The organism is Kitasatospora sp. NPDC059327, from assembly GCF_042752535.1.
In the GTDB taxonomy this organism is placed as follows: domain Bacteria; phylum Actinomycetota; class Actinomycetes; order Streptomycetales; family Streptomycetaceae; genus Kitasatospora.
The window spans coordinates 1-12,419 of the sequence record NZ_JBHYYB010000170.1 but is presented as its reverse complement, the minus strand read 5'-3'; the positions used below and the strand labels follow the sequence as shown (position 1 = coordinate 12,419).

Here is a 12,419-nt window from a genome sequence, read left to right as displayed (position 1 = left end):
CCGGGCTGTCCCAGATCATCTCCCGCCCTTGCCACGGCGCGGAGGTCAGCTCCAGGACCCGGTCCCAGGCCTGGCCCCACTCCGGTGGGCCTCCCGCCGCCCGTCGCCGCCGGTCCCGCAGGTCATCCAGCAGTAGCGTCATGCCCGTCATCCTGACTCACCCCCACCACCGCGCGCCAGACACCACCCATACCCGGCACGCCCCGCCCGCCGGCGGTCCCGGACGGCACCGCCGGCTACGCCCGGGCGGCGACCGCCGTATCCACCGGCAGGCTCCCGACGGCGGTACTCTCCTCCACCACGGCGACCGTGCCGGTCCCGTCCGGCAGCCACAACTCTGCGGCTCGCGGCCGCGCGGCCGACCCCCGCCCCGACACCGTCACCCGCGCCCGCCGGCCGGTCAGCTGCCCGTGCCCCTCCCCCAGCCCCGACCACCACCGAGCGGTCACCTCCAGGCGCAGCTGGGCGCCGGGCCAGGGTCCGGGGGTGATCAGGATGGTGCCGGTGCGGCGCAGGTGGGCGGCGAGGCGGTCGAGGGCGCGAGGGGCCAGGTCGGTGGGTGCGGCGGCGAGGACGAGCGGGCAGGCGGCGGCGAGCGCGGTGACCACCTCCGCGTAGTGGTCGCCGGGGTGGTCGGCGACGACGAGGCGTTTCAGGTCGATGCCGTAGCCGGCGGCCGCCGCCAACCCCAGGGTGGGGAGCCCGACGGCCGCCGACCACGCGTAGCGGTCCGCGGTGGCCGGGCCGGCGGCGAGGGCCAGGAGCAGGCTCATGTCGGTGGCCTCGGTGATGCTGCCCTTGGCCAGGCCGCCGTGCGGGACCAGAGGGGCGAGCGGTCCCAGGACGGGCAGGACGGTGGCCTGGGCCTGGCGGGCGCGGGTGGCCGGGGACGTCGCATCCATCAGGTCAGCGAGCCGGCCACGGCGCTCGGCGGCGAGATCGGCAACCGGCACAGGGGCGGGAGCGGGGGCGGGGGCCAAGTTCACGCGGACTTCCCCGGGGTGGCCGGGGCCGGCGGCGCGACAGGCGCCGCGGGCATGTCCGCCTCGGTGTCGGCCGCCGGCTCGGACCGCGGCAGCGGGCGCAGGGTGACACCGTCGGCCACTACCCAGGCGGCCGCCTTGTCCTCGCCCCAGCGGGCATGGGCGATCCACGGGAGACCGGGTCCGGGTCGGCGGCGGGCGGTGACCAGAACCGGGCGCCACGTGTCGTCCGCGCGGAGCCAGGCCAGACGCCAGCACCGCTCCCCCGGATCGGTGCCGGCCGGTCCGGCGAGCTCGCCCGGCACCCGCACCGCGTCCCGCCACGTCCCCGAGTAGGGGGCGATGGCCGGGGCCGGATCGGCGGGCGCGGGCACAGGGCGGATCCGACCCCTGTCGAACAGGAACCACCCCCACGACTCCGCGCCCGGCCCCGCGCCTTCCGGGCCCCAGGTGACGTGGACGACCCACACCGCGCTGCCCGGCGGGCGCCTCCACACCGTGAGCATCGCCGGCCGCCACCGCCCGCCGAGGCGGATCTCCACCAGCCGCCACCTGCGCACGTCCCGGGACGCGCCGGGCAGGGACATCAGCTCCCGCGGCGCCCGCTCGGCATCACCCGGCCGCTCAGGCGAACGGGCGGGGCTGGAGAACGGCACGGCGGAAGTCATAGAACTATTGTTCGATAAGCTGCCGGAGTGATCAAACGTCAGCTGCACGGCCTTCCCGGGGCCCGCCCGGACCCGCGGCCGGTAGCGTGACGCCGAACCCCACCCCGAAGGACACCCCCATGCGCCCTGCCCGTGTCCAGCACCTGCTCCTCGACGCCGCGGCCGCGCTGCCCGGTGCCTCGGCGCGGACCTTCGCCGACGCCGGGCACGAGCGGCATCCCTTCGGCGTCGTCGTCGACACGGGCGGCCGCACGTCACGGTGGCAGGTCGCCGTCCTGAACGCCCCGGGCGAGACCTGGGCCGACGAAACCGATCCGGCCCCGGTCCTGGGCGAGAAGCCGCCGGCGATGGAGGTGCCGGCCCTGACGAGCGACCTCGCCATCGTCGAGCGGGCCCTCATCGCCCAGCTGCTCGCGACGGACCCGGGCGAGATCGCCTCCGTCGACCTCTACTCCACCCGGCCCACCCCACCGGCCGTCGGACACGGAGCCACGGTCACCTTCCACGACGGCTCCCGCGCCTACATCAACCACACCCGCTGACCGGCCGGGTGGCCGCCTCGCACCCGGCGTGCGCCCACGCGCTCTCCCGGGGCTCGGGGTCCGGCCGCCCGGGTGCCGGCGGGTCGAGTCGCCGTACGAGGTAGGCCTCCTCGCCCACGGCCGCGATGAGCAGGCGGCGCTCAGGCCGGGCGATCTCCTCGACGAGGTCCTCGGCGCGGTAGCGGGGCCTATCGGTGCTCACCCCCATGGTCGCGCGCGGGCGGCCGCGGTGAGCCGCCCGGCGGTATCGCGTGCCCGCCCGGTGTCCGACGGCTCATCCTGGAAGGTATGGCGCCCAGAGGAGCCGCCCAGACCAGGCTGCCGCACATCGAACCGATGCTCGCGACGGCCGGCCCGGCCACCTACGCCACCCCGTCTGGCGAGGCCTTCGCGAGTAACCCCAACGCGCCACACCCTCAACCGGCAGAGGTACTCACCCGGGAACCTCGGGGTGCGTTCAGTGGGTGGGGCGAGCTGCGGGCACGTCCGCCTCGGCCGGAAACACCCGGTCCGCGCCGGTGATCTCCAGGACCCGGGCTGGCCGACCTCGCGCGTCGTGCGGGGTCGGCCAGCGGCGTCTGCCGGGGCTGCTGTGGGTCAGCGGCGTGGCTTGGGGGTGATGCGGGCGTGGAGTAGTGCGGCGCGGGTGAGTTCGGTGCCTTGCTTGTGGTCCTCGTTGAACAAGCGGGTGAGCTCGTCCGGAGCGCTGTTCCAGTAGTTGTCGAGGGTGATGCGGGCTCCGAGGTCGTCGAGGAGGATGTTGACGACGTGGGAGAGCTCGCGGGGGTGCTCGCCGCCCGCGTTACCCCACCACAGGTGTTCTCCGGGGGTGCAGGGGGCCGGGTGGACGAACCCGTCCGTGGTCGTGATCCAGACGGGGCCGTACAGGACGATGGAAGCCAACTCGCCGCGGCCGACCGGCAGGGAGAGCGGAGCGTAGAACAGCCACCGAGCGTGGTTCTCGTCATCGTCCTTGGTGCGAACGACCGGCATGTCGGTCAGGGGGTCGGTGAAGAAGGCGTCGACCGTCTTGCCTTCGGCGAGGGTGGCGTGGCCGGCGGTGGGATCGCAGAGGGCCAGACGGCGGGTCCACCGCTCAAGGAGCGGGTGGTCGGCCACCGGGATCTGGTTGAAGCGCCCGAAGGGCAGCAGCTTGGGGTGGCGGCCAAGCGCGATGTCGAGGACTTCGACGGCGTCCGGTTCGGTGCTGCGGGTGATCTCCTCCCATCCCTGCCGCAGGAGGGCGTCGTCCTTCACCAGTGGTATGGGGTGGTTGCGGGTGTCGTGCGTGGCCGCGATCACGAGCCGCCCCGGGGTCGCGAGGTGGTCGCCGTAGGTCTGGATGTCGCGCGCGACGTCCTCGACGCGGTCGTTGCGCATGTCGTCGGCCATGTTGGTCAGCGCCGCCTTAGCGGTCTGGCTGAAGGTGCTGTTCGCCGCGGTCCGGCGCAGGGTCTTCTCGCGGGGCCTGGCGGGGACCTCGGCGATCACGGCCGTGGAGCCTGGTTGCCAGCGGCGGGTGACCTCGAAGCGGCGCAGGTTGTCGGGCCACCAGGGGAGGGGCTGTCCGGTGAGCTTCACGATGCGGGCCCAGCTCGCCTCGTACTCGATGCGGGGCTGGACGGTGTCGGCGGCGACCAGGGCCGGGCCGGTGACGGGATTGAGATCGCCGTACAGGGAGCAGACGGTGACGATCTCGCGGTTGTGCTCCTCTGCGAGGTCGGCGGCCATGGCTGCGGCGGCGTGGCTCTCGCTGGTGTGGAGCATGCGGATGACGCCGATGCCGGTATGCCAGTCGGTGGCCGGACCGTGGGTGGTGTCCTGGTGGCCGAGGAAGCACCCCGGCTGGCGCTGGCCAGGCAGCGGGCGCAGCAGGACGGCGCCGCGGTGCTGAAACTCCGGAGTGCGGGCAGCCCACCGGTAGACGTCGTGGGCGTCCCACACCGGCCCGTCGGGCTTTTCGTCGAACGGGCCGTAGTAGATGTCGGTCTCGGGATCGGGGAAGTCGCCGTGCTGGCGCGGCAGTCGCCACATCCCGAACGAGTTCGTGCCGAGCAGGTCCTGGATCTCCGCCTTGCCGAGGTACGTGGTGCGCAGTCCCATGCAGCTACTCCTCCTGCCCGCCATCGGTGGGGATCATCATGCTCCGCACCCTACCGATCACGGTGCGCGACGGGGGCGGGAATGGAACAGCCAGCTGCTGATCGCTGTGGGGAAAGGCTGCGGGGCTTCTTCGAGCCGCGCACCTGACCGCAGGTCAGGAATCGAACGACTTGGAAACAATTGCTTCCAGCGCCGGAGGGCGAGCACTCGGCCGCTGGGTTCGGCACAGCGGGCCGGATGGCAGATCTGGAGGAGTGCTGGTGAGCCCAGGGCCGCGCCGGGGCGGGGCGGTGCGCCGCGCAACGTGGCGGTTCAGGCCGGCGGGTCGCGCTGCCGATAGAGCGGTGACGGTTCGTGTCGACTGCGAGGTGCCAGTTGTCGTATTTCATTTCCGTTCCGGGGAGCGCGGATTCGCCGGCGGGGCAGTACCAAAGGTTCGCGGGCGCGCTGCGCTCAGGGGCGACGCTGCAGGGGCATTTCGAGGTGGCCGACATCCCGGAGATGGTCCGCGAGGTCCGTGGCTACCCGGGACCGGTGTTCGGCCTGTTCGCCATCGAGCCGGCAGGAGCGGTGCTGCCCATCCAGCATCGGGAGCACCTGGCGGCAGTGCGGACGTTGCGGGTGGTCCGAGAGCTGGAGCCGCACCGCGCATGGGGGCCGAACGGGGCTGCGGTGCTGGCGATGCTCGGCCGGGTCCCGGAGTTCACCATGGAACAGCTCTTCGAGTTGCACGCGACCGGCTGGCGGCTCCAGATGGAGGCCACCGAACTCGCCGTGTACGAGGGTGAGGAGCACTGTGTGGAAGCTCCCGGGCACCAGACATGGGCGGTCGATGCTCTGACGGAGCTCTGCGACCCGATCGACGGTGAGCGGCCCGAGTACATCGGGCCGGCGTCCTACGTCAGCAGGCAGTACAGGGACGACGTCCTGCTGACGGCGTCGGCCGCGCACTGGTACCGGCGCGGTGAGACCGGGGATCGGCCCCGGAATCTGTGGAACGCCTCCGGGCATGGCATGGGCAGCTTCGCGGAGGCGCTCTGGCGGTACATGGAGTGGGCGCTGTGGACGGAGGTCTGCCGTCCGAACCTGCCGGCGGAGGCGGTCGACGTCCTCCAGCAGCCCTGGCGGGCCGCGCTGGAGGCCCCCGTCGTGCCAGCCTGTCGTGAGGGAGCAGCCGCCTCGGTGCGCGGGTAACGCACGCCCCGGCTGGGCGGGCGTGGTGGCAGGGTGAGGTACCAGACCTCTCTGGTGGGTCAGCTCTTTTCGGGCCCGCCGAGTGTCCAGCCGCTGACCGCGGTGACCGGGCCGCGCCAGGTCAGCCGGTCCTGCGAGCCGTTGGATGTGGTGGCCACACCGGGGCCTCAGGCCGACAGTGGGACGGGCAGCTCGGCGACAACGATCCACGGCTGGTGTCCCTCGCGGTTGCACACGGCGTGCAGGCGCAGGGGAAGCTGGGCGTTGCGGGCCTGCCAGTCCGCTTGCGCGTTGAACCAGCTAGGTGCCCGGGTGGAGTCCATCGCCCGCCGGACGGGCTCGCCGCGGTCGACGGCGACCAGTTGTGCTTCCCGGCCTGGGTCCTGAACTCCGTCTACGCGGGGCTGGAAGCGCAGTGGTCCCCAGATGACGTCAGCGAGCTCCTGGGGGTCGAGGTCGCCGGGCCGCAGGCTGTGGTCGACGCCGGCCTCTCCTCGGATTGTCAGGGTTATGGAGTCGAGGCGGTCAAGCCCGACGGGTCCTGCCAGCTCCACGTTCAGCAGCCAATGGTCCACGCCGCGGTTGACCAGGTTGAAGCGCAGGTCGGGCGTCAACTCCCGGTGCCAGCGGTCGTGCTCGATAGCGGCCAGGCTCTTCGCTGTCTGCGCCGAGTCCGCAGCCGCGGCCGCGGACTTGTGTGCCGCCCACCACGCCAGGCCGGCCGAGACCGCCGCTGCTATCGCGCCCACCGCCGACCAGAATGTTCCGTCGATTCTCATGGCCAGTGACCGTACCAACAGCACCAGGTTCTGCGGGCTGGCCCGGAATCGCTGTCCGTTGTCGTCCCTGGTTCCGCGAGTCGCCAGGGGCCCGGTCCGCTGATCTACACCTCGCTATCGGGGTGGAAGTAGCGGTTGGCGCGCGCTTCTTCGCCCCTGCGGGCGGTGGCGACGATCGCCACAAACAGTAGTCTTCGGTCACCCGCGATGGAGCGGGCAGCGGCACGTCGGCCATGTCGCCGACGGGTGGTAGGCGTGGGCGCTCACGTCGTCCGGGTCGAGCGTGACCGGGTCGGTGGCGTTGTAGCGGGTGCCGTCGGCGGCGATGCGGTAGGTGCTGATCGTCAGCCCCCGCTGGCGCTCTTCCGGCGGCACGAATGTCAATGGAGTTCACCGGGTGACGCTCCGGCGCGGCGGCGTCTTGCGGCGGGCCTGCGCGAGCTGGCGCAGGACGATTGAGCGGAGCCGGGTCCGGCCTGGGTCGGAGATGACGATGACGGTCCCGTTGGCGGTCTCGTGGAACCAGACCTCGGTGGTGGGCTGCGGGGCGGTCGGCAGGGTCATGCGGCGCTCCGGTACCGGGTCTCCCGCAGCACGGCGCACGGCCAGGGCTCCTCGCAGCGGTCGCACCGGCCGTAGAGGAACTCGCCCTGGCCCGCCAACTGCTCGAACCGCTGGACCAGCGCGCCACCACGCTGCTCGCCGATGTCGCCGACGTCGCCGAACTGGTCGCCGACGCCGGCACCGACGATCGCCGGATCGCCGACCGTGCCACCGTCCTGCGGACCCAGATCGACGTCGCCGGCCTGCCCTGGCTCATCCCGCTGTTGGAGGCCGCTCGCGCCTTCCACCACGCCGTCCGCGACGACCAGGACGGCCTGGCCGCCGTTGTGGACCGGCTGCGCGACGCCACCGTCAGCGGCGACTTCGCCTACCTCGCCGACGTCGCCTACTTCATGGCCGACCTTCCGCTCGACTACCCGTCCACCACTCGGTGGCTCGACGACGAGGCCACGGTCCGACACCGCTGGCTCACCGTCGCCGACCGCCGCCGACAGCAGATCAACGGCACCCGATGACGAACACCCCACCACCGCCAGCTCCACCAACGCGCCCGCGACGTCGTCCGCCAGAGGACCTGATGAAGTCGGCCGCTTCGGGCAGGCGGCAGCCGATCGCCCCCTCCGGTGGCAGGTCTCCGAATGCGCCGGACGTCCCTCTCGCGCACAGGGCATGATCCCTGTCATGGGTGATGAGACGACGGCACCGTGGGTGTACGACCGGGTGACGAAGTGGTGGGTCGACCTCTCGCAGGGCGTCGCCGGGCTGGAACCCGGCCTGGCCGACAACCGGTACGTGTGCCGGGCCTGCCGGGAGAGCCTGATTCTGCGCAGTGCCCGGCCCGGGGCCGTGAACTCGCCGCACTTCTCGCACAAGGCCGGGACGGAGTGCTCCGCCGCGCCGACGGTGAGGGAGCAGCTGGAGCTGGACGACCGGATCGTCATCGAGTTCCAGCGGCGGATCACCCGGGCCTGGCCGGGGATGCACTGTGTGCTGGAGGTCCCGGTCGGTCTGGACGGCGGAGCCGAGGGGCCGGCGGGGGTGCTGCCGCCAGCGGTGGTGGTGCGCGGCGGCCATGACGACGGGGACGTCGTGGTGGTGGAGCGGCCCCGGCGCCCGGTGGGTGTGGGCGAGGTGCAGGAGCGGATCCGCGTCGTGCGGGCCCGGTACGGCGGCGGCGCGCGGCACGTCTGGTTCTGGTCGGGAGACGCGCTCCACGCGGCCCGGCTGGCCGACCTGCCCGTGGCACCGCGCGGCCGGCCGAAGACCCGGCACGCGACCATCGCACCGACCGAACAGCAGCTCGCCGTCATCGCCGACGGCGGCCGGGTCTACTTCCTGGACGGCCAGCAGGTCCTGGTCCCCTACGGCGTGCACGACTTCACGCACGAGCAGCGCGCCGGAGAGGACTGGGACTTCCCCGACTGGCGGCGCGACTTCCGCCAGGACTGGCGGATCAGCCGCCCGGTGCCCGTCGCGCACGCGTCGCGCTGGGGCCTGGCACCGGTCGCCTTCGAGGAGCTGACCCGCACCTGCGGCGTGTTCACCCTCTCCGCCGCGAACGACCTGATGCTCGCTCTGGAACAGTCCCAGGGCGGCCGGTGGAGCTACCGCCGAACCGAGGCCGGCAAGCTCTACCGCGAGCGCCACCAGCCTGTGCTTCCCACGGCTCCGGCCCCCGACCCGGAACCGGCGCCAGTGCCCGAACCGGTACAGGAGACCGAGCCGGAACCGGTGCCAGCACGGGAGGACGTTCCCGTCCCACCGGTGCCGACGACGCCGCAGGCCTCCACCGCCCCCGCCGACGCACTGCCCGGCCCTGTCCCCGACCCGACACCGGCCGAGGAGCAGCAGCGAGCGAGGGCACCGGAGCTAACCGGGCCGGAGCCGGTGGAGGACTCCGTGTACCTGCTCGCCCCGGCCCAGCTGCTCATCCCGCCCCGCCCGACCTACGAACCCACTGCCCACCTGACCTACATTAAGCAGAGCGGCGACCCACTGGGATAGTGCTTGGCCCACTCAAGGTGCCTTAGTCGTTGCGCCACGACACTTCTCCTCTTCTCGCTGCGTAGTTTCGACGCCACGTCAGGTGTGTTGCCGGGCGCTGGGTTTTCGGAGTCTTCCGGCTCAGCGCGGGCCTGTCGCACGGGATCGGATGCGGAACACGCCGGGGGTGGTGGTGATGACCGTGAGGGATAGCAGGTAATTTGCTCGGTATGACCATCTCAATCCCCGGCGAGCAGCGCGAAAAGTTGCTCGTCAACATCACACCTCAGCTTCGCCGGAGACTGAAGGTCCGGTCGGCCGAGTGCGGCATGAACGTGCAGGACGCGGCAGAGCACGCTGTGAGCCGCTGGTACGAGACGCCGGTCAGCACCACTGTGGAGACCTCGGGGGCCAAGAGCTGGGGCGTCATGCTTCCGGCTGGCGGCCCCGACCGGTTCGCCGCCGAGTGCTCGACACGGAACTTGACCAAGGTGCAGGGCTTTGCCCAGGCGGTCGAGGAGTGGCTGGAGGCGCATCCCTCGCCGTCGAGCCCGCTGGTCGCCCAGCCGCCGCAGCGCATCCTGGTGGCCAACCAGAAGGGCGGCGTGGGCAAGACTTTCGTGGCGAGCGGGCTGGCGCAGGCGCTGGCCGAGCTCGGCTATCGAGTCCTGCTCATCGACTACGACCCCCAGGGACACCTGACCACCCGCCTCGGCCTGGACGGTATCGACGACGGCGAGGACAGCCTGCTGACCCACATGCTGGGCAAGAGCAAGCGCCACATCCGCGAGCTCCTGGTCGCCCTGGACGAGGAACGGTTCGGCCAGCGGCTACACGTCCTGCCCGCCTGCGACGACGCATTCCTGCTGGAGGCCGAGCTCGCGGTGATGCGCCATGGCCGCGACACCTGTCTGGAACGGGCCTTGGAGACCATAGAGCAGGACTACGACGTCGTCATCCTGGACGGCCCGCCGAGCCTTGGCATGGGCATGGACGTCGCTCTCAACTTCGTTCGCCGACGTGACGGCGAGCGGGCCGGACGGTCCGGCGTGCTCATCCCCGTCTGGGCGGATCAGTCCAGCCACAAGGCGTACCGGATGCTGAACCGCCAGATCGAGAACGCGGTCGAGCTGAGCCGGGTGACGATCGACCAGCTCGGTCTGGTCATCAACGCGTACGACGCCCGCCGCGGCGCCACGGTCACCAAGAACCACGACCTCTGGATGACACACACCAGCCCTCGGGTTCTCGCGGTGCTCAAAGATCTCAAGGAGGGGCGCGAGTCTTCGGACTACGCCATCCCCTTGCTCGACTACGCCCCCAACAGCGACCTCGCCGAGAACATGCGCGACCTTGCCCTGGAGCTCTGCTCATGACTTCCCGCACCCGACGTCCGGCCGAGTTCCCCGAGCTCCGCGAACCGCCGAAGGTGAAGACCCGGGCCGAACGACTGGCCGAGTACGACCGGCGCCAGGAGCACGGCGAAGCCGGCGGCAACCCTGAGCCCGTCCCACTGTCGGCTCGGGCCTCGCTCAAGGAGCTTGCCCATAATCCTTTCAACCCGCGCGAAGAGCTGACCGACATCGAGGAGACGGCGGAATCGCTGCGTACGCGCGGCCAGCTCACGCCAGCCTCGGTAGTCAGCCGGGCAGCCTTCCTTGCCGTACACCCGGAGACGGAGGAGAAGCTCGGAGAAGCGCGATGGGTGGTCATCGACGGCAATCGGCGCCTGGCCTCCGCGCCACTGGCCGGCTTGGAAGAGCTACGCATCGATGTAAACGACGCCCTGGCCAGGAGCGCGCATGACCTCCTTGAGGTCTCGCTGATCGCCAACATCTTCCGCGTGGACGTGCCACCGATCGACCAGGCCCGGGCCATCCAGCAACTGCTGGCCGTACATGGCACCCAGGATGCGGTCGCCGCCCGGCTGAACAAGTCGAAGGGTTGGGTTTCCCAGCGCTTGGCGCTCCTTGGCCTGCCCGAAGACCTTCAGGAGAAGGTCGACAGCAAGGATCTGAACGTCCGGGACGCCCGTCGGATCGGGCGGATTGCGGACGAGGGGGAGCAGCGGGCCGAGGCCGAGGCGGCGATGAGCCGTCCGAAGGCCTCGCGCGGGCCGCGCAGCGGCGCAGCGATCGTCTCTCAGAAAAATACTTCAGCAAGTGAAGTTGTTTACCCGGTAAACGTCGCTGCGGGAACCAGCCCCGAAATTACTTCACATCATGAAATTGTTTACCCGGTAAACACGCCAGACGTCGCCCCGCCCACCATCGCCTCCGCCGTCCACGCGCTGGTCCGCCTGACCGAGACTCCCGCCCGCCTGGCGGACTCCCTCGCCGAGCACCTTGAGCCCGACGTCCTGCACGCCGTGGCGGAGAGGCTGCTGCTGCGCGTCACGTGAATGCGCCCTGAACGCGACGACGGCCCACACCCCGAGTTGGGGTGTGGGCCGTCGTCGTTGTCGGGCTGGCCGTCAGGCAGCAGTGATGAGTGCGGCTCCGGCGAGGGCGCGGGCGATCAGGGGCCGGTGGGCGGCATACAAGGTGCGGCCGGCAGCGGCGATGGCACTCTCCAGGGCGGCCATCGAGCCCGCCGGGTACCAGGTAGTGTCCAGGGCGTCGTCAGCGGCCGTCGCGGCGACGGTGGCGGGCAGGACGTACAGGGCGAAGGTGCTCGCCACCCAGGCGTGATCGGTCTGGCGCCAGTCGTCCACCAGGCCCGTGCCGAGGATGACCGGCTGGTGGTCGCGCAGGTCCACTCCGGTCTCCTCGCGCAGCTCGCGCACCAGCGCGGCCGGGGCAGTCTCTCCGGTATGGGTATCCACCATCCCGCCGGGGATCGCCTCCTGGTGGATGTCGTCCCGGGTGCCCAGCAGGATCCGCCGGTCCGAGCCGGTGCCCGCGATCACGATCGGGTCGGCGGCGACGTTCTCGCCCCAACGGCCGAGGTTGCGGCCGGTAAGGCCGGTGCGCCCGGCGGGGTGCAGCGGCCAGCCCTGGGCGTCGAGCTGGAACGGCACCAGCGCGGCAGCCTGGCGCTGGGCCCAGTCGGTCACGGCGTCCGGGGTGGCTGCGCCCTCGGCCCAGAACGGAACCTCCCGCTCAAGCGCCCGGGGCAGCAGCTCCTCCGGTGTGACGTCCACCGGCGCATAGTCCGGCCAGCTCACGGCGCAGTCACGCAGGCCGGCGGGGACGATGGTGATCTCGCTCATGATGGATTCTCCTGGCCGGGTCAGTGGTGTGCGAGGGCGGACAGGGCGACGGCCTGGCGGCGGCGGAGCAGCGCGTGCTGGCCGGGGTCGAGCCTCCAGAGTCCGAGGCGGCCGGCTGCGGGGATCGGGTCGGCGAGGGCCCGGACGTCGGCGAGGGTCCAGTGCCACAGGCCGGGCAGACCCCAGGGGCGGCAGCAGCCGGTGTCGCGGTGGCAGTCGGTGATGCGGGCGGTGGCGACGAAGGACACCGAGCCCGTGGCGGTGCGGTCCCGAGAATGCGAGAAGGCCTACCCCCCTGACCTTAGGTTCAAGGGGTCGTCGCAACACCGCTTGGTTTCAGACGGTGAGTAGATCACGTAGACGCTCGGCTGGGGTATCCCAGCCGAGCGTCT

The 12,419-nt window shown here is 71.6% G+C and carries 16 protein-coding genes; 6 read left to right on the top strand and 10 right to left on the bottom strand.

Going from position 1 to position 12,419, the window contains the following annotated elements; all coding sequences use genetic code 11:
- Nucleotides 1–236: 236 nt before the first annotated feature.
- Together ACFXHB_RS42910 and ACFXHB_RS42905 are read right to left on the bottom strand one after the other, a co-directional pair.
- The gene (locus ACFXHB_RS42910; RefSeq protein WP_380582360.1) at nucleotides 237–902 is read right to left on the bottom strand and encodes a hypothetical protein; all 666 of its coding nucleotides are present in this window, start codon (nucleotides 900–902) and stop codon (nucleotides 237–239) included.
- Nucleotides 903–982: 80 nt separating this feature from the next.
- Nucleotides 983–1,651 (bottom strand): hypothetical protein, encoded by a 669-nt coding sequence (locus ACFXHB_RS42905; RefSeq protein ID WP_380582358.1) that lies wholly within the window; start codon nucleotides 1,649–1,651, stop codon nucleotides 983–985.
- A gap of 119 nt (nucleotides 1,652–1,770) precedes the next feature.
- Between ACFXHB_RS42905 and ACFXHB_RS42900 the strand changes: the two genes are divergently transcribed.
- Nucleotides 1,771–2,193: a hypothetical protein gene (locus ACFXHB_RS42900; RefSeq protein WP_380582356.1), complete on the top strand. Its 423-nt coding sequence runs from the start codon at nucleotides 1,771–1,773 to the stop codon at nucleotides 2,191–2,193.
- Here ACFXHB_RS42900 and ACFXHB_RS42895 read toward each other — a convergent pair.
- Both ACFXHB_RS42895 and ACFXHB_RS42890 read right to left on the bottom strand, forming a co-directional pair.
- Nucleotides 2,177–2,395, bottom strand: coding sequence for a hypothetical protein (locus ACFXHB_RS42895; protein ID WP_380582354.1), 219 nt, complete (start codon nucleotides 2,393–2,395; stop codon nucleotides 2,177–2,179). The genes ACFXHB_RS42900 and ACFXHB_RS42895 overlap by 17 nt on opposite strands.
- Nucleotides 2,396–2,790: 395 nt before the next feature.
- On the bottom strand, nucleotides 2,791–4,296 hold the full coding sequence (locus ACFXHB_RS42890) for a hypothetical protein (RefSeq protein ID WP_380582352.1): 1,506 nt from the start codon (nucleotides 4,294–4,296) through the stop codon (nucleotides 2,791–2,793).
- 483 nt (nucleotides 4,297–4,779) lie between these two features.
- Here ACFXHB_RS42890 and ACFXHB_RS42885 point away from each other — a divergent pair, with 483 nt between their 5' ends.
- Nucleotides 4,780–5,490, top strand: a complete 711-nt coding sequence (locus ACFXHB_RS42885) for a hypothetical protein (RefSeq protein WP_380582350.1) — start codon at nucleotides 4,780–4,782, stop codon at nucleotides 5,488–5,490.
- 167 nt (nucleotides 5,491–5,657) lie between these two features.
- On the opposite strand, the gene ACFXHB_RS42880 is transcribed toward ACFXHB_RS42885, so the two are convergent.
- From ACFXHB_RS42880 to ACFXHB_RS42865, 4 genes are all read right to left on the bottom strand, one after another.
- Complete coding sequence (locus ACFXHB_RS42880) at nucleotides 5,658–6,269, bottom strand: hypothetical protein (RefSeq protein WP_380582348.1); 612 nt, start codon at nucleotides 6,267–6,269, stop codon at nucleotides 5,658–5,660.
- A 198-nt stretch (nucleotides 6,270–6,467) separates the two neighbouring features.
- A complete protein-coding gene (locus tag ACFXHB_RS42875; protein ID WP_380582347.1) occupies nucleotides 6,468–6,644 on the bottom strand; it encodes a hypothetical protein in 177 nt (58 codons plus the stop codon).
- 15 nt (nucleotides 6,645–6,659) lie between these two features.
- Nucleotides 6,660–6,833: a hypothetical protein gene (locus ACFXHB_RS42870; RefSeq protein ID WP_380582345.1), complete on the bottom strand. Its 174-nt coding sequence runs from the start codon at nucleotides 6,831–6,833 to the stop codon at nucleotides 6,660–6,662.
- The gene (locus ACFXHB_RS42865; RefSeq protein ID WP_380582343.1) at nucleotides 6,830–7,120 is read right to left on the bottom strand and encodes a hypothetical protein; all 291 of its coding nucleotides are present in this window, start codon (nucleotides 7,118–7,120) and stop codon (nucleotides 6,830–6,832) included. The genes ACFXHB_RS42870 and ACFXHB_RS42865 overlap by 4 nt, the downstream gene beginning before the upstream one ends.
- On the opposite strand from ACFXHB_RS42865, the gene ACFXHB_RS42860 reads away from it, so the two are divergent.
- The 4 genes from ACFXHB_RS42860 (at nucleotide 7,097) to ACFXHB_RS42845 (ending at nucleotide 11,217) form a co-directional block, all read left to right on the top strand.
- Nucleotides 7,097–7,348, top strand: coding sequence for a hypothetical protein (locus ACFXHB_RS42860; RefSeq protein WP_380582341.1), 252 nt, complete (start codon nucleotides 7,097–7,099; stop codon nucleotides 7,346–7,348). The genes ACFXHB_RS42865 and ACFXHB_RS42860 overlap by 24 nt on opposite strands.
- 166 nt (nucleotides 7,349–7,514) lie before the next feature.
- Nucleotides 7,515–8,837, top strand: coding sequence for a hypothetical protein (locus tag ACFXHB_RS42855; protein ID WP_380582339.1), 1,323 nt, complete (start codon nucleotides 7,515–7,517; stop codon nucleotides 8,835–8,837).
- A gap of 209 nt (nucleotides 8,838–9,046) precedes the next feature.
- A complete protein-coding gene (locus ACFXHB_RS42850; RefSeq protein ID WP_380582337.1) occupies nucleotides 9,047–10,192 on the top strand; it encodes a ParA family protein in 1,146 nt (381 codons plus the stop codon).
- On the top strand, nucleotides 10,189–11,217 hold the full coding sequence (locus ACFXHB_RS42845; protein WP_380582335.1) for a ParB/RepB/Spo0J family partition protein: 1,029 nt from the start codon (nucleotides 10,189–10,191) through the stop codon (nucleotides 11,215–11,217). The genes ACFXHB_RS42850 and ACFXHB_RS42845 overlap by 4 nt, the downstream gene beginning before the upstream one ends.
- A 72-nt stretch (nucleotides 11,218–11,289) precedes the next feature.
- On the opposite strand, the gene ACFXHB_RS42840 is transcribed toward ACFXHB_RS42845, so the two are convergent.
- Both ACFXHB_RS42840 and ACFXHB_RS42835 read right to left on the bottom strand, forming a co-directional pair.
- Entirely contained in the window at nucleotides 11,290–12,027 is a 738-nt protein-coding gene (locus tag ACFXHB_RS42840) for an NUDIX domain-containing protein (RefSeq protein ID WP_380582333.1), read from the bottom strand.
- Nucleotides 12,028–12,047: 20 nt separating this feature from the next.
- The gene (locus ACFXHB_RS42835) at nucleotides 12,048–12,275 is read right to left on the bottom strand and encodes a hypothetical protein (RefSeq protein WP_380582331.1); all 228 of its coding nucleotides are present in this window, start codon (nucleotides 12,273–12,275) and stop codon (nucleotides 12,048–12,050) included.
- Between the last annotated feature and the right edge of the window lie 144 nt (nucleotides 12,276–12,419).

Coding starts and splice junctions, on each gene's coding strand:
- ACFXHB_RS42910 (WP_380582360.1), bottom strand. CDS start 902: ATGGATGCGACGTCCCCGGCCACCCGCGCCCGCCAGGCCCAGGCCACC.
- ACFXHB_RS42905 (WP_380582358.1), bottom strand. CDS start 1,651: ATGACTTCCGCCGTGCCGTTCTCCAGCCCCGCCCGTTCGCCTGAGCGG.
- ACFXHB_RS42900 (WP_380582356.1), top strand. CDS start 1,771: ATGCGCCCTGCCCGTGTCCAGCACCTGCTCCTCGACGCCGCGGCCGCG.
- ACFXHB_RS42890 (WP_380582352.1), bottom strand. CDS start 4,296: ATGGGACTGCGCACCACGTACCTCGGCAAGGCGGAGATCCAGGACCTG.
- ACFXHB_RS42880 (WP_380582348.1), bottom strand. CDS start 6,269: ATGAGAATCGACGGAACATTCTGGTCGGCGGTGGGCGCGATAGCAGCG.
- ACFXHB_RS42870 (WP_380582345.1), bottom strand. CDS start 6,833: ATGACCCTGCCGACCGCCCCGCAGCCCACCACCGAGGTCTGGTTCCAC.
- ACFXHB_RS42855 (WP_380582339.1), top strand. CDS start 7,515: ATGGGTGATGAGACGACGGCACCGTGGGTGTACGACCGGGTGACGAAG.
- ACFXHB_RS42850 (WP_380582337.1), top strand. CDS start 9,047: ATGACCATCTCAATCCCCGGCGAGCAGCGCGAAAAGTTGCTCGTCAAC.
- ACFXHB_RS42845 (WP_380582335.1), top strand. CDS start 10,189: ATGACTTCCCGCACCCGACGTCCGGCCGAGTTCCCCGAGCTCCGCGAA.
- ACFXHB_RS42840 (WP_380582333.1), bottom strand. CDS start 12,027: ATGAGCGAGATCACCATCGTCCCCGCCGGCCTGCGTGACTGCGCCGTG.